This is a genomic window from Terrabacter sp. P5_B1 (assembly GCF_056400505.1).
The window spans coordinates 38,805-54,272 of the sequence record NZ_JBFULD010000002.1 but is presented as its reverse complement, the minus strand read 5'-3'; the positions used below and the strand labels follow the sequence as shown (position 1 = coordinate 54,272).

The window sequence follows — 15,468 nt, the reverse complement described above, 5'->3', positions numbered from 1 at the left end:
GTCCAACACCGCCGCTCGGTTCTCCATCGGATCGGTGTGGCCGCCGCTGAAGTGGATGGCAAGGTGAACCCCCTCGAGCGCGACCTGCTTGCAGACCTCGCCGTCCGCTGCTCGTGACTGTCGAATGGCCCCCACCAGGCTCAGATGAATCCAACCTCGGAGGGAACCAATCACTTGGCAAGGTGCGGCTGTCTTGAGAGTTGGCAGCTAGAGCAACGCCAGAAGTGGCACCAAGGATGCTCAGAGCCCCAGCWCCTCGCGATCCTCGGCCGACAGCACCACCGTCCGCGGTGCCCACGTGCTCGGCCGCTTCACCTCTCCCCAATCCGAGCAGCCGGCACCGCCAGGATGACGGCGCGGACCTCGCGGGCCGCCTCCACGTCGCCGGCCAGGCCTTGACCCACCGGGCGGGACTTAATGTTGCTCTGATTCGAGAGCTCCCGCGCTGGCGCTGCGGTCCTCCCGCCGCTTGGCGTGCTCAGCGCACAAGGTGAAGAGCATCGAGCCGTAGCCGGCATGCCGCAGCTTCACGAGTGCCACTGATGGTTTTGGCTCGTCAGAGCGCCCCTTGGCGCAGGCGTCACAGGGCCTGTCGGCGAGGCTGTAGATCACGTCGAAGTCCATCGACTCGGCGAGGCGCCCTGCCTTGTCGATCGCGTCCAGCAATCGAGGCCGGCCGTCTGGATTGATTGCGATCTTCATAGCGAGTCCTCCTGAAAGATGTCGGCGTTCGACAAGCGTGTTCCAACATATGGCCTATCGCGCCGAGGGTTGCCGGTTCCGTGTGACGAAGGCTGTGCCGGGAGCATCCGTCCCGAACGAAGAGCGTCTAGCGGAGGTGCCCTTGTGCAACTCCAGGCACGCGACCCTGCGTCTGGATCGCGTCGCTGGGCTCCGACAGGTCCGCGGCCGTCACCGCGCGGGCACTGCTCGAGGGGGCTCCGGCATCTTGACGACACCCGAGAAGCGATCGCGTTCAGCAAAAGGAAGGGTGGAGGCCCCTTTCAGACCCCGAGTGCCTCACGGTCCTCAGCAGACAAGACCACGGTCCGCGGTGCCCATGCGGCTGGCTGCTTCCACCTCTCCCCTAGCCCAAGCAGCCGGCAGCGAGCCACGATGACGGCGCGAACCTCACGTGCGGCTTCCACGTCGCCGGACATAGCCTTGTCCCAGATGGCGGCCTGTAGGGCGTCCAGCCGTGCCAGTTCGAGTTGCTGGTGGTTCTCGACGGCATCCTTGCGGTCCCGGGCCAGCGCGTCCTGGACGATGTGGTGCACCGTGCCGCGGTTGGCGTAGCCGAGCTCGTCCGCGATCTCCTGGTAGGTGCGCCCCTGTGTCGCCAGCTGGACAGCGCGAGCTTGCCGAGCGGCCGCAAGGGCACGGTTGCGGTGCTTGCCGGAGACGAGAGGGATGGCTGCGGGGACGCTCATGAGAACCATTCTCGCTACTCGCGCCGCGCTTGGCTAAAGGCACGCCGGCTGCCGTGCTCTGCGCCGCATTGAGCGGACTCAAGTTGCCAGGTCATGCGGAATCCACAAGGCATGGGAGAACGTTAGGATCATGCGCGTTTGCCGTGGCAATCGCGACGTGCGTGGGCGCCTTTGCCTTTCGCCATGGGGAAGTCCACTGACAGGGGTCCGAATGTCTCATCACGCCGCTCTGCACGGCGCAGCGCAACACTCCACGTTGAGCCCGCTGGGCCGGCCACGCGCCTTCGCCGCCACACTCTCTGCCGTCGCCGCTGTTGGCCTCATCGCTGGTTGCTCGACTGCAGGAGAGCCCAGCAGCAGCCAGGGCATCCCGACCGTAACTCGGACCGTCACTCAGACTGTCGAGAAGCCGGGTCCGGCGGTGACCAAGACCGTCCAGGCCGCTCCCCTACCCGCCGTGACCAAAACCATCAAGGCCACAGTCAGCGCGAACGCTCCGACCACGTCCGCGGCAAAGAAGCCCGCCCCAGGGCAAATCCCGCTGGACACCTCCAACACTCCGGAGAAGTACGACAGCCTCTACGAGCCCGAGACCCCCGGCACGGGAGGTTCCGGTGTCGAGCCATGGATGAGCTACACCGCACCGGATTGGTCAGCAGGGGCGCCGAAATGGTGGAAGACCCGCATCGACTACTACTACGACACCGCCATGTGCGGGTCCATCACGTCGATCCTCAACACGCTGCCGCGGTCCCGCCCCGACATCCGAGCCATCATCCTTCAAGAGGGCGGCGAGAAGGGCACCTGCAACTGACACCGGCCGCTTGAGCAGTCGGGGCGAGCACCCCCCGCCTCGCCGGGCAGGTCCGCCGAGGCAAGCGCTGTGCAGGAAGATGCCAACCGCAAGAATCGCGGAGTACTACTACCGCGTGCGTTTCGGTTGGTATCTGTCTGCACGGGTGCTCAGCAGCGCTGCCTGAGCCGTGGCGTTAGTGGTGAGGACGTGAAGGCGAGAGCCATCCTGTGTTCAGCCGGGCCTCAAGATAGAAGGCGTCGCCTACTCCTGGGAACCTCTTCCGGCGTCGTATCGGCCAGCGCAGGCAGTCAAGACCACTCCAAGAGATCTCGTGTCGGCCTCCGCCATCAAATTTTCGTAGGGGGCCTACTCTCTGGGAATGGAGGAAGAACGGCTGCGGTGTGCGGAGACGGCTCTTCGGCAGATGCCTGAGGGCTACCGGACATTGGACGCGGCTCAAGTCGCTGCTCGCCAACGCGGCCACAGTTTCCATCGGGGCATGCACATCGGTTGGGCGTGGGGTGAGGATGAGCGCCGGCGTCCCTACCTCGACTTCTTGTCCGAGCACCGGCACCCGGGCATGCAGGCGCTGCGCTACTTCCCGGATGGCAGGACAGAACCGATCGCAACTCCGGCCTCGATGCGGAGGGTTTCGCCGGATCCCGCCGAAGATGCCGAACTCGAGCGGCAGTTCCTGGAGAAGAACAGAGCTGCATACGCGGACCTCCGTGACCGTGGCCTCTTGCCTCCCGAAGGTCAGAACATCGGTTCCCAGGACATCAACGAGTACCTCCTCACCAAGGCCCCGCCGACCGGCCGCGACGTTGACCTCGCCACCGTCGGCGCCAACGACGTGGTTCTCGGTGGCGGCTGGGACGAGGTACTTCGCGACGACCTAAGCAAGCCGTACTGGTTCAAGTTGCTCGAGTTCATCGACAACGAGTACGAGAGCCAGGAGGTCTATCCACCACGGGCGCAGATCTTCCGGGCGTTCGGGCTGACGCCCTATGACCAGGTCAAGGTCGTCATCCTCGGTCAGGATCCGTACCCCACCCCCGGAGAAGCGCACGGGTTGGCGTTCTCGGTCCCCAGTGACGTGTCGCGGAAGCCTGGATCGCTCAAGAACATCCACAAAGTCCTCGCGTCAGACCTTTCCACCGCGTTGGGTCGGCCGGTGACCGAACCCGACACCGGCAGTCTCGAGGGGTGGGCGCGACAGGGGGTGCTGCTGCTGAACACCGCTCTGACGGTGCGCGCCGGGACGAAGAGGGACCGCGAACTGCACCGGCGGTGGAGGTGGGAAGGCAACGGGTGGGCCACGTTCACCGACGCCGTCATCAGGGCCGTCAACGACAAGCCGGAGGGTGTCGTCTTCATCCTTTGGGGCAACGACGCCCACAGGAAAGAGAAGCTGATCGACCGCAGCCGACATGCGGTGGTCAAGTCCTCGCATCCATCTCCCCTGTCGGCACGGCGGGGATTCTCGACCAGCACCCCGTTCTCGGACGCCAACAAGGAACTGGAAAGGCTCGGTCGAGCCGGGATCGACTGGGAGCGAGTGGGGCCCGACGCCTGATCGGCCAACGCCCCGGCGAAGCTCGTCCGCGCCGTCAGTCGACGTCCTGAATCTCGGCGAGGGACAACACCCCCGGGTAGGCCACCGAGGTCGTGTCCCGGTCCCACTCGCGGCCCACCGCGGCGGTGCGGAGGAAGTCGCGGTACCCAAGGGATGACAAGGACAGGTAGCCGAACCCACGCTCCGACAGGGCCCGTCCGGCATCAACGGTCAGCCCGTCTGCAATGAGCAAGCCGTGCACCGCAGTGTGCGACGAGGCACCGAGGAGGTCCACGTAGCGGGCCAGTTGGTCGACCGCCCGCGAGTCGACCGCGGTGGCCTTGTTCTCGATGACGAGCAGGTCGCCTGCATGCATCTCGGGGGTGTCCTGCTCCACCACACAGATGAGGTCGGCGATGGAGCGTCGTCCATCCACGGCGACCTGGCGCCCGACCATGCCGTCGCGGTTGCGCTCCGCCAAGCGAACCGGGTACCCGTGCTCGCCCAACACCCCCAGCTCCTGGATCAACCACTCCTCGAAGCGGCTCTCACGTCCAGCCGGTTGAACCTTGTAGCTGCGCACCTCAAGGTTGGGCCACTGGTAGGTCTCGACCCAGGCCGTCAGCACACGGTCGAGAGCTCGCTGTTCGCCCCTTGACGAGAACCCCAGCACATTTGCGGTTCTTACGAGGACGGTTCCGTATCCCGCGGTCGGGTACTGCTCGACCAGACTGACGGGCAACGTCAGCGCATGCGCCACTTCGTCGCTCGGCCCGTCGAAGACGTCCAAGGAGCCGTCCCAGTCCCCCTTCACGAGGTAGCGGAAGCGCTCCCAGACCGGACAGCCCACGCGGACAACGAGCAACGGGTAAGCGATGACCAAAACGTCGTCGGTAACCAGGCGGTCGACCGCGTGGTGCGCCGCCGAAAGAATCTTCCGGACCTTGGCCTCGGGCTCCCCGGACGCGGCGACGACCTGGTCTACGACCCACGCTGGCTAACCAGACGCCGTCACGCTGCTGCCACTCGAGCACCATGCCGGGGTGAGGGCCGGGGGCATCCCGGCCACCGCGGACCCAGCCACGGTTGGCGAGCCCTCGAGCGTCCTAGTGGCACGCTCGGGCCACGATGGCTCGAGTTCCAACCAGGATGATCTCCGTGTCCAGAAACGAACGGCTTCGTCAAACCAGGCGTAGATCTGTAGCTAACCCATTCTCCACGGCGTTTCTCGTAGCCTTTGCCATCTATCTGATGTCCTCCGCTCTGTTGTCGACCGTCCGGGTTTCGGTCCGATTTTCCGCCGCCCCGACGGCGTCCTTTGAAACGGCCAATGAGGCGGTTTCCCACTCCGGGCGTCCCGACCCTTCGACTGCTCAGCCAACCCCAGCAGGCGGCACCGGGCCACGATCACCGCGCGCACCTCGCGGGCGGCCTTCACGTCACCCGCCATCGCCTTGTCCCAGAGGGCGGCCTGTAGTGCGTCCAGCCTGGCCAGCTCCAGCTGCTGGTGGTCCTCTACGGCGGCCTTGCGATCCCGTGCCAGCGCGTCGTGGACGATGTGGTGCACCGTGCCGCGGTTGGCGTAGCCCAGTTCGTCGGCGATCTGCTGGTAGGTGCGACCCTCCGTCGCCAGCTGGACGGCGCGGGCGTGCCGTGCGGTGGCCAGGGCCTTGTTTCGGTGCCTGCCCGTGACAAGAGGGATGGCGGCGGAGACGCTCATGGGAATCATTCTCAGCCCGTTGAGGCTCAAGGCACGGGCGGTGYGGCGTGGGCTGAACCAGGCCGCCGCGGTCGTAGGGGCGCAGCCCGCCGGAGATGGACGTCGACGCCCTCAACAGGGGTGAGACGGGCGTCGACTCCGTGAACGACACCCGCCGCGCCTGGGTGGCGACGGTGAACGGGGAACGCGGCCTTTCCGGACGTCGATACGTCCCCTTGGATACCGTCACCTGGGGTGACACAGGCCACGACGTGACAGTTTGACGTCATGCCAGCCTTCTCCATTACACGTATGGAGGCCAGATTGTCGGGTGTGGTCTTCGCGATCACTGATTACCGCTTCGGTCGCATACCCCCCGAAGGCCATGTGACTCGACAATGCCATAACCTATCTCTACGCTTCCACTGCTTGGTGGTCCGAAGAAGCCGACACCACCTACGATCTCGCCCGTWTCGCGCTCGGGTATAGAACGATGTCCGTAGAAAGCATCAGTCAATTCTCGTCAAAGTTTGAAACTATCCCTCGTGGCGTCAGCAGCCCACGGGGTTCGGTCAGTGAGATCCCGGTACGGGGCCAGTAGGCCTGCGATTTCCCGATCTCCGGTCGAAGGAAATCACTTGCCCAGTTTTGCAGGCGACGGCCTTCGATATCGCCACGACAACGTCGGTTGTCACGGGCCTCATAATGAGGCGAGCCGAAGTGATCTCTCCCACGGGCTGGTCGCTCATGACTCACGCATTACGACTATTCAAGGCGTTCAGATGCCCGACGCAGTCAGGCCGACGCAGCAGCAGCAGGGCTTCTTGGGCCGCCTCATCCCAGGTGAACATTTCCCATTCTGCGACCGCCTCACGGTAGGCCTCGGACCCGAGGAGTGCCGCAAGCGGCTCGAGAAACCGGGCCGCCAGTGCAGCGTTGGTTGACAGGCACGACACGCCGCGCGCCGCACCCAGGCGCTCGGCGGCGGCTGCTAGACCGGCAGCTTCCCAGTGAGCCCCGCCCGCTGACAGTGCCGCCGCGATGCGAACCAGGATGTCGAGGACGGCAGAGACGTCACCTGCCCGGGCGACGGCGTCCAGGCCGACTCCGAGTTGTTGCGCCACCGTTATGGGTTCGTTTCCCAGCAGCAACGCGCAGGCCGCCGCATTCGTGCTCGCGGCTGGCCAGGCGCCAACCCCCATGGCGGCTCCAAGTGCGGCAGCTCGCGTACCCCACCGCTGCCCCATGCGCCACAGCCGAGGGTCTGACGACCGCGCGGCTATCTCGCTGTAGTTGATCCCTACGACCACCTCCAAGACCTCGTTGTAGGTGTCCTTGGCATAGTGCAGCAGCTCCTCCGCCTCCTCGATCAGCCTGCCGGCGTCGGTGGTTGTCGACGGGAAGGACCCCATCAGCGCCAGAAGTTCAGGATCTTGGGACGCGGCTGCCGCCTCGAGGCCGCGAAGCCGAGTGAGTGCCACAGTCGCCATATCACCGGCCATGTACGCAATCAGACACCCGATGAAAGCCAAGTGAACCTGAACCGAGGCGTCGGGTAGATCACCCCCGCATGCGGCGGCCTGCCGCAGCAGCGCCGAACCTGCCTGAGCACCATCGCGCTGATCCACAATGAATGCCTGACACAGGAGCGCGTGGGTGCGCTCGGCCGCGGGAACCTCTTCGGCCGACGCGACGCGGCTTAGCCACGTGGCCGCTTCGTCCCATTCACCACGAAAGAACCACAGGGGATGCAGCGCCAGCGCCAACCGCGCCGTGTCGCGGGGCTCGCCGTGCTGGTGCAGGGTTTGCAGTGTCGCTCGTGCATTGGGCAGGTCGTTGACCCAGAGCCCAGCCTCGGCGCTCGTGGTCGGTGGCCAGACCAGGTTGGTGGGTCGGCTGGTGAACATGCCGAGGTAGTGCCGGGCATGCGCCGCCTCCGCGGGACGGTGCAACCCCGCTCTCTCGAGTTGGTCCCACGCTCGGTCGTGGATGGTGTCGAGCATGGCGATTCGGGGCCCCGCCTCAGTAGCGTCTACCCGGACGAGACTATGTGCCGCCAGTTCGTCCAGGGCCGCAGTCACGTCAAGATCGGCCCGCACCGCGCGGGCCACGTCGTGCACCGCTGGTAGCGTCGCGCCGCCGGCGAAGACCGCCAGGACGCCGAACAACGCGCGGGCGGGTTCGCTGAGCTGCTCGACGCTCCAGTCGATGCAGGCCTGCAGGGTGTGGTGCCGGCGTGGGGCGTCCCGGGGGCCGGTTCCGAGCAGCGCGAGGCGTTTGTTGAGGTTGCTTAGCAGCACCTCTGGTGGGGCGAGGTCGGCGCGGGCCGCAGCCAGCTCGATGGCCAGCGGCAACCCGTCCAGGCGCTGGCACAGCTCGGCGATGGCGGCGTCACTGGTGTGGTCCAGGAAGCCGGGGTGAGCGGCATCGGCCCGTTCCCGGTACAGGGCCACCGCCGGCGCCGTCGCAGCCGCGTGAGGGCCGGCGCCGCTGGTTTGGCCCGTGGCGGAGAGCGGCTCCACGACGAGGACGTGTTCGCCGGTCACCTGCAGCGGGCCGCGGGAGGTGACCAGCACCCGCGTGTCAGGATCGAGCGTTTCCAAGAGGCGGGCCAGGTCATCGGCGGCCCCGAGGAGGTGCTCGAAGTTGTCCAGGACGAGCAGCGTGGACGTGCCGGCCACCATCCGGGCGATCTGATCCGGCAGCGTCTCGCGATCGTAGTCACGGAGGCCTATTGCTGCCGCGACCTCGGCAAGGACGTGTTGCGGGTCGGACAGCGGGGCAAGGTCTACGAAGAACGCCGGTCCCTGGTCAAGTAACGAGGCCGCGTGCGCGAGAGCGACCCGGGTCTTGCCCACTCCGCCCGGCCCGGTGACCGTGACCAACGGCGCTCCCGCGGCGAACAGCCGGTGCATCTGCTCGAGGAGACTTTCGCGGCCGATCAGGGACGTGCGGGGACGCGGCAGCCGGCGTTGCGGCAGCACGCTGGGCACCTCGGGAGCGACCGCGAGTTCATGGTGCAGGACGGCCTGCTGGGCAGCCGCAAGCCCTGGCCCCGGGTCCAAACCGAGCTCGTCGACCAAACCGCGGCGCGTTGTCTCGTACACGTCGAGCGCATCGGCTTGCCGGCCGAGTTGTCCGAGGGCACGGATCAGTAGTTCGGCGGCTCGTTCGTCCAACGGGTGCTCGTGTAGGACCCTCTCGAGGCCAGCCAGCGCCTCCGCGGGTCGACCGTCGCTGAGCAGCGCGGCCAGGTACGCCAGCCGAGCTTGCTCGTGCTCATGGTGCAGTGCGACGCGGGCTGGATCCAGGAACGGGCAGTCAGGCAGGTCGACTAGCGCCCCGCCACGCCACAGTGCAAGGGCGGTCTCCAGCTCGCGTGCCGCCCGGTCGTATCGCCCGGTCTTCTTGCTCTCAGCAGCGGTCCGGACCAGCTCGGTGAAGCGGACGTAGTCAACGGCTGCCGGCGCCACCTGCAGCTGGTAGGCGCGTCCTCGCGTCACGACGATCTCGCTGGAGAGGCGGTGGCGGACAGCAGAGACCAGCTGCTGCACCATGTTGACCGCCTGCCTCGGCGGGCGTTCCCAAAGCGCATCCACGATCGCGTCCACCTGCGCCGCGCGTCCCGGGTCCAGTGCCAGAAACGCCAGCAGGGCTCGCTGCATCGGCGCCGAGAACGACACCACCTGGCCCCTCGTGGTCACCCGGAGGGGACCGAGCAGATCGACAGTGACGTCTTCGCCGGCGGCCACCACTGGTCAGGCCCCTACCTCGCTTCTAGCACGGAGATCCCTCCGAGAGGGATGCGCCGGAGGTTGCGACGTCCCCGCTTCGGTGCCTCTGAGTCTAGGGCGCACCGCGTTCAGCGACAGCAAAGCGACCACAAAGCGGTCCGGTTCAACCTCGTCCTATCGCCCCGCACGGGGCATCGGGCACCAGACCCGATCCGATCCGCAAGGAGAAACGTATGTCTCACCTCTACTCCCCCGCTTCGGCCACCGCCAGGCAGACGGTCACGGAGCAGCACAGCCAGATCCAGCACAACGGCGACTCGGGCCTCGCGGCCCCCAACAGGAGATCAAGGATGAACCTCAACATCGGTCGAATCAAGCGGGCGCTCGTCGCGTCCACGACAGTCGCCGCAGCCACCGCCGCGCTTGCCTTGAGCCCCGCGCTGACAGCGTCTGCAAGCGCGGAAGTGGTCTCATGGCCCGACGCGTCGTCGGTGTGCGTCGGTAGCGGCGCTCAGACGGGATTTGCGATGACCATCGGCGTCACGGAACACAGCTGGCTCAATGCCTCCCAATTGGGCGAAGAAGTCTACTGGCGGGCCTGGCTGCACATCTACGACTCACGCTCCGGCGCAATGTACTGGCGGCAGGCCTCCCAATGGTCGCACTACACACTGAGGCAAAACGGGGCCTCGAGCAGCGGCTTGATTCAGTGGAACGCCGACGGAACGCCCGTGGTACTGCTGGGTGGGACAACCGCGCCGGGAGTGTCGACCGTCCCGGTGACGGCGTTCGTCTTTTCCGGGCTTTGGGTCAAGCCGTACGTCGAGGCCTGGACGGCGAATGAGGGGTACATGACCCATGCTGTGCCCATCGACGCCAACTCGGTCCGCACGGACGCCGACTACGGGTGCTACTACCCCTGAGTTCCAGCCAGTACATCAACAGACTCACCAACTGTCGCTAAGCGATCCTTAAGCGCGCTCGCACATGCTGTAGCCACGGGCACCTCAAAAGACTCTCAACTAAAAGGAGCTGATTCAAATGCACATTGGAAACTGGCCTATTCGACTCAGAAGGCTCGGCGGCTCGGCAACCGTCATCATCGTGTCGACGGTTGCCGTCCTGAGCCTGACACCAAGTTCGGCGCAGGCATCGATGTTGTCGTACACGGGAGCCCCAGGCACCGCGACCGTACTAAGCGGGGGCTGCTATTCCCAAGACGCGTTCGGCACGGTGATGATCAGAGAGGTTGCCCCAGCCATCTATGCGCGAAACTACACATCTGGTGCTGGCAACGACGCGGCGTGGGTGCGCTTCCGAACTGTACTCTTTGACCAGGACGGCAACCAAGCCTCGAACGGTTGGAGTGACTTCTCGCTCGCGTACGACAACAAGCCCGCGTCCTTCTACGGTGAGCAGGTCTTCAACAACTTGTACGCCAGAGGTACCTACCGGCTTCGGATGGAAATCCAGTGGTGGAACGGCTCCACAAAGCTGGGAGCCACTTGGAACGCTGTCGACTCCTTCAAATACTACAAAGGAGGGGCGTTCTACGGCTCTGCGCCCGACGTATGCCACTGGCTTTGACAGTCAGGCGCCGGTCCCCGTGCCGCGCTGCGGGGGACCGGCGCCCGTGCGCTCGATCCGGGTGATGGGCGTCCGTGCAAGACGATGCCAACCGCAAGGATCGCCGTAGTAGTAGTCCGCGTGTCTTTCGGTTGGTACCTGCTTGCACGACGCTGTTCCAGCGCGGCGGAGAGGTGCGGACGTGAAGGCACCAGCCATCGGTTCGGCCTTGGCCTTGCCTGGAGGCAGAAGCGTGGGGGGGCACCGTTGGACTCTTCCCCGACTGGCCCAGGACTTCCTGATCGCTTCGGCAGCGGCCGTTTCTCGAACGCTCCCCCAGGTGCCACAGCTGCGGCGGCCCTGCGCGCCGCGCGCTGGAATGGAGAGCCGGAAACCCTTATTCCCCTGCCGTATTCGGTGGTAAAATGGAACCCCGAGGCATTGGGATAACCACGTCCGATCACGGACTGGAGAAACCCCCCTCACACGGAGTTCAGGAAGGGCCCGTCACATCGGTGGCGGGCCTTTTCGCATGCCCGGGCTCTGTCCGTACTCCAACGAAAGGAAGACCATGACCGCACCACCTGTCACCCTTCGCAGCCCCGCTGAGCTACTCGTCGTAATCCCCCACCTGCTCGGCTTCGAGCCCGACCGCGCCATCGTGGTCGTGGCGTTGAGGGACAAAAAGATCGGCCTGACTCAGCGGATGGACCTGCCTGACCCCGACCGGGTTGAGGAGGTCGCCGACGCCCTGGTCCGTCACGTCCTCAAGGACTCAGCCCAGGCGGTCCTGCTTGTTGGCTACGAAGCGACAGCCGGGGAGAGCCACGCCCTCGTCGCCGCACTCACCGAACGACTGCGCGAGGGCCGGGTGTCTGTCCGTGACCGGATCGTGGTCCACGAGCGCAGGTGGCGCTCCCTCGACTGTCACAACCCGGCGTGCTGCCCGCCCGACGGCCGACCGCTACCGGCGCCGGACGAGGCCGCCTCCGCCGTCGCCGAGTTCATCGGCCGCGGCAGCGCGCCGCTGCCCGACCGGAACGCCTTGGCGGGGCAGGTGGAAGCGGGCTCAACCGCGTCTGAGGTCGCCGATCTCATGGGCGGAGAAGGGGTACCCCACGTCACCCTGACCGAGGAGGAGGCCCGGCACCGCCTCGCCGGAGTCTGGGCGCGAGTACTGGAGGTCGACGGGGACCCCATCACCGTGGCCGATGCTGCCGTCGCGCTGCAGTCCCTGACCGACGTCGCCACCCACGACGGGCTCGCCGCCCTGCTGACCAACACCCTCGCCCGCCAAGAGCTGCCCCACGAGACAAGGGCGCTCCTCAGTGACATCACGCAGGCCCTGCAAGCGCATGAGGACGTCGTCACCGACTCCGTTGTCGGCGGGGTCAAGGCCCGACTCATCACCTTGTGCCGTCACGCCAGCGACGAGCACGCGGCTCCGAGCCTGACCCTCCTGGCCACATACAGCTGGTGGCACGGCGACGGAGCCCTGGCCCGCGTCGCCCTAGACCGGGCCCTGCGCTGCGACCCCACCTACCGGCTCGCCCGCCTGCTCGTGTTGATGCTCGACGAGGGCATTCGTCCCGAGCACCCCTGACCCTCCACCACCGAAGAACCGGGGCCTGCCGCAACACGCGGCGGGCCTTTCTCATGCCCGGACGCACGGAGCGCTGGGCTTCACCGAGAAGGAGATCCACCATGTCCACTGCAGCACCCATCAACCCCGGCCTCTACGCCGTCCCGGCACCACCCCAGAAGGAGCGGTTCGCGCTCCTGCTCCGGCTTCGCAGGGCGGCTCGACAGGCGTTCGACACCCTTCTCGCCATGCCTCGCGGTGCGGCTGGCTGGGTCCTCGCGCGAGCGCGGACCGTCCTGTCCGCGATCGGCAGCAGCCCCGTCTGGGCACGGATGGCGACAGGGCTGGCCCGTATCGGCAACCTGATCCGGTCCGTCGGTCCAGTGACGGCAGCCGCTGCAGTCTTCAGCATCCCGGCGGTGTGGCGAGCGACGGTCCGTGTCGGCCGGTTCCTCGGCTCGAGGATCGCCGCTGGAGCGAAGGCCGTGTGGCAGCAGACCCGTTCGCTCCTCGGCAAGTGTGGACCGGCCGGCACTCGCATCGCGACAGGACTGGCCAGCGCCGGTACGGCATGCCGCCGCCTGCTCGTCGCTGTAGCCGCTCACCCGGTGACCCAGGCTCTCGTGGACGGCGTCCGCTCCCTGGCAGCGCTGGTGCGTCCGGTCAGCCACAGCACCGTCGTCCACCGGCTCCTAGGCCGGCTCGTCGGCGCCTCCTGGCTGCGGTGGGCGCTTGAACTGCTCATCCTCCCGTTCGTCATGGCACCCAACCTGGCGACGGACCTCAGCCGCGGCTCTCGGACTGCAACAACGCCACCGGCCAGTTCGTCGTCCCGCCCGGCGGGGGGTGCCTCGGCCTTCGTGCCCGCGCCCGGCACAGTCGTCGGCGACGAAGCCGGCGAGGGTGAAAGTCCAGCGGGGACCGAGGACTGGGCTAGGTCCTTCGAGCCCCGCAACCGAGCAGAGCGACGCGCCCAGCAGCAGGCCCGAGCGCACGCCAGACGAGACCGCGCCCGGCACTGACCACCCAGGTCGCAGGGGGCCCGTCGAACGTCGGCGGGCCTCCTGCCATCCCAAGCCCAAAGGAGAAACCCATGCTCATCGTTCTATCCGTGGCCGCCGCCGCGGCCCTCGTCGTCGTTGCGTACACCAGGCTCAGAGAACACGAGCCCGAGACCGCAACAGCCAGCCTGCGCGCCGTCCGCGACCTCGCCGACGTCATCCTGGTCTGCGTCAAAGCCGTCGAAGGCGTCGTCGACGTGCTCTCCCGCCCCGCTCGTGTGGCATCCACCGCCAGCAACAGCTGGTCCGACGAGCCCGACTACGACCTCGAGGACTAACGCTTGTGATTTTGGCCAGGAGACGCGTCAGCTCTGACCGTCCCCCGAACCGCCTGAGCACAGTTTCCGACCACCGAGTGAAATGACGGCCGCTGCTCGATCAACATTGAGGTTGTAGGCGATCCAGTCATCACCGCGGTAGATACGATCGCTGGTCGGCCGTTGACAAAGGTCTTGGTCAAGCCAAGCCTGCATCTTCGCCTGATCGTCGTAGAACTCAACCCCGGGGTGTCCGGCTCGGGTCCCCCCGTCGCAAGCTGCCGACGTGCCATGCCACTGGATGCTCATCGTTGAGCACACTGCCGCAGCGACTTGGTCCCTGCTTGCCGAAGGCGGCGACGCATTCACCGACGAMTTCGAAGGCGATGCACTAGAACACGCGGTGAGTGCCGCAAGGGATGCGAGGACTGTTCCCATAGCGAGATACCTGGTTGTGAACACAGTCTCGAACGATACTGAGCGCGGGACCGTGTGAATCAGTCCGCCACACGGAAAGATGGCTCTCGATCTTGGCCCCCGCAGTTCTCTTGGGGGACTCCCGGTGCCGTCGACTCCGTCACGCCGCATCCTTCGTTCGGCGGTTGCCGGCATCGCGCTCAAGCGAGGGTTCACCCGCGCGTCTGTTGCCCGAGCCGTCCGCAAACGAGCGTTTCTGAACAGCCAGACGCTCCTGCCTCCTGTGAGGCGGGGGCGTCTGTCCTTTTCCCATGTCCGAAATCAACGTCTCAGAAGGAGGCTCACCAATGAGTAGTGAGACACCGAGCGCCGGTTACCTCGTCGGGTACGCCCGCGTCTCTACTCTCGAACAGAACGCGGCCCTGCAGCGCGACGCCCTCGAAGCCGCTGGCTGCCAGCGCATCTTCACTGACAAGGCATCCGGCAAGCTCGAGCACCGACCAGCCCTCGACGCCATGCTCGACCAGTTGCGCTCGGGTGACACCGTCGTCGTTTGGAGGCTCGACCGGCTCGGCCGTAGCCTGCGCCATCTCATCGACACCGTCCAGGCACTCGAGGCCTGTGGCGTCGCGTTTCGCAGCCTCTCTGAGAGCATCGACACCTCCACGCCCGGCGGCAAACTCATCTTTCACGTCTTCGGAGCGTTGGCCGAGTTCGAGCGTGACCTTATTCGCGAGCGCACCTCGGCCGGCCTTGCGGCTGCACGGGCGCGGGGACGGAGCGGTGGCCGACCGACCGTCTGGACGCCGGAGAAGCTGAAGGTTGCCCGGAGCATGTACGACAGCCGTGAGCACGACATCRCCGCCATCGCTCGGGTGGTCGGCGTCAGCCGGGCGTCGGTGTATCGCGCCCTGAGGCAAAGCAACCCAGACGAACCCAGCCCGTGACCTGGCTTGGCCGGCTCCTCTCGTCCTCGGGGCGGGCGGGGCCGGCCAGGCGGCCCTTTCTTGCGTTCACGAGCGATTCGTCGGCTCAACTACTGGGCAACGAGGACTTCGACCGGACCAAGACCTCCCATTGGCGTCCGCCACCTTGAATCGGGACAGGCCGCTTGTGCTGTCCATTCGATCACCACAGGCTGGCTGGCTGCCGTCGCTGTAGTACTCCTCATCTGGGCTTGACGGATTGGGAGGCTCTCAGCCGACGCAGGTCCGGCTCGGCGTGTCGGGTCACGACCTGATGTGCTGCCGCCGGCGGAGCACTACGTCGGGGTCGGGGGCCTGAGCCTCTTTGAGTAGGAGCAATCACCAGCTTGCGCCTATCACTCCGCCATTGCCCCACATGTGGGTGACAGTCGCGCGGATGGCTCAG

Annotated in this window: 13 protein-coding genes; 8 read left to right on the top strand and 5 right to left on the bottom strand. The window is 66.4% G+C overall.

All coding sequences use genetic code 11. The features are described from left to right. Positions 1-414: 414 nt before the first annotated feature. Positions 415-702: a hypothetical protein gene (locus AC1DP0_RS00470; protein ID WP_478081748.1), complete on the bottom strand. Its 288-nt coding sequence runs from the start codon at positions 700-702 to the stop codon at positions 415-417. 302 nt (positions 703-1,004) lie between these two features. Next, positions 1,005-1,430, bottom strand: coding sequence for a hypothetical protein (locus AC1DP0_RS00465; RefSeq protein ID WP_478081747.1), 426 nt, complete (start codon positions 1,428-1,430; stop codon positions 1,005-1,007). 421 nt (positions 1,431-1,851) lie between these two features. Here AC1DP0_RS00465 and AC1DP0_RS00460 point away from each other — a divergent pair, with 421 nt between their 5' ends. Both AC1DP0_RS00460 and AC1DP0_RS00455 read left to right on the top strand, forming a co-directional pair. Further along, complete coding sequence (locus tag AC1DP0_RS00460) at positions 1,852-2,244, top strand: hypothetical protein (RefSeq protein ID WP_478081746.1); 393 nt, start codon at positions 1,852-1,854, stop codon at positions 2,242-2,244. A gap of 481 nt (positions 2,245-2,725) precedes the next feature. Next, positions 2,726-3,802: a uracil-DNA glycosylase gene (locus tag AC1DP0_RS00455; protein WP_478081744.1), complete on the top strand. Its 1,077-nt coding sequence runs from the start codon at positions 2,726-2,728 to the stop codon at positions 3,800-3,802. Positions 3,803-3,836: 34 nt separating this feature from the next. Here AC1DP0_RS00455 and AC1DP0_RS00450 read toward each other — a convergent pair whose 3' ends face one another. The 3 genes from AC1DP0_RS00450 to AC1DP0_RS00440 form a co-directional block, all read right to left on the bottom strand. Next, positions 3,837-4,571: an endonuclease NucS domain-containing protein gene (locus AC1DP0_RS00450; RefSeq protein ID WP_478081742.1), complete on the bottom strand. Its 735-nt coding sequence runs from the start codon at positions 4,569-4,571 to the stop codon at positions 3,837-3,839. A gap of 414 nt (positions 4,572-4,985) precedes the next feature. Continuing rightward, complete coding sequence (locus AC1DP0_RS00445) at positions 4,986-5,501, bottom strand: hypothetical protein (protein ID WP_478081740.1); 516 nt, start codon at positions 5,499-5,501, stop codon at positions 4,986-4,988. A gap of 731 nt (positions 5,502-6,232) precedes the next feature. Then, on the bottom strand, positions 6,233-9,235 hold the full coding sequence (locus AC1DP0_RS00440; protein WP_478081738.1) for an AfsR/SARP family transcriptional regulator: 3,003 nt from the start codon (positions 9,233-9,235) through the stop codon (positions 6,233-6,235). Between the two features lie 329 nt (positions 9,236-9,564). Here AC1DP0_RS00440 and AC1DP0_RS00435 point away from each other — a divergent pair, with 329 nt between their 5' ends. The 6 genes from AC1DP0_RS00435 to AC1DP0_RS00410 all read left to right on the top strand — a co-directional run bounded on the left by AC1DP0_RS00435 (position 9,565) and on the right by AC1DP0_RS00410 (position 15,044). Next, positions 9,565-10,137, top strand: coding sequence for a hypothetical protein (locus AC1DP0_RS00435; RefSeq protein ID WP_478081736.1), 573 nt, complete (start codon positions 9,565-9,567; stop codon positions 10,135-10,137). A gap of 118 nt (positions 10,138-10,255) precedes the next feature. Then, positions 10,256-10,801, top strand: a complete 546-nt coding sequence (locus AC1DP0_RS00430) for a hypothetical protein (RefSeq protein WP_478081734.1) — start codon at positions 10,256-10,258, stop codon at positions 10,799-10,801. Positions 10,802-11,351: 550 nt separating this feature from the next. After that, positions 11,352-12,383, top strand: coding sequence for a DUF4192 domain-containing protein (locus AC1DP0_RS00425; RefSeq protein WP_478081732.1), 1,032 nt, complete (start codon positions 11,352-11,354; stop codon positions 12,381-12,383). Positions 12,384-12,484: 101 nt separating this feature from the next. Next, positions 12,485-13,384, top strand: coding sequence for a hypothetical protein (locus AC1DP0_RS00420; protein WP_478081730.1), 900 nt, complete (start codon positions 12,485-12,487; stop codon positions 13,382-13,384). A gap of 71 nt (positions 13,385-13,455) precedes the next feature. Further along, the gene (locus AC1DP0_RS00415) at positions 13,456-13,701 is read left to right on the top strand and encodes a hypothetical protein (RefSeq protein ID WP_478081728.1); all 246 of its coding nucleotides are present in this window, start codon (positions 13,456-13,458) and stop codon (positions 13,699-13,701) included. Between the two features lie 707 nt (positions 13,702-14,408). Then, positions 14,409-15,044 carry a recombinase family protein gene (locus AC1DP0_RS00410; RefSeq protein ID WP_478081726.1) on the top strand — a complete coding sequence of 212 codons (636 nt, stop codon included), beginning with the start codon at positions 14,409-14,411 and terminating at the stop codon, positions 15,042-15,044. Positions 15,045-15,468 lie beyond the last annotated feature (424 nt).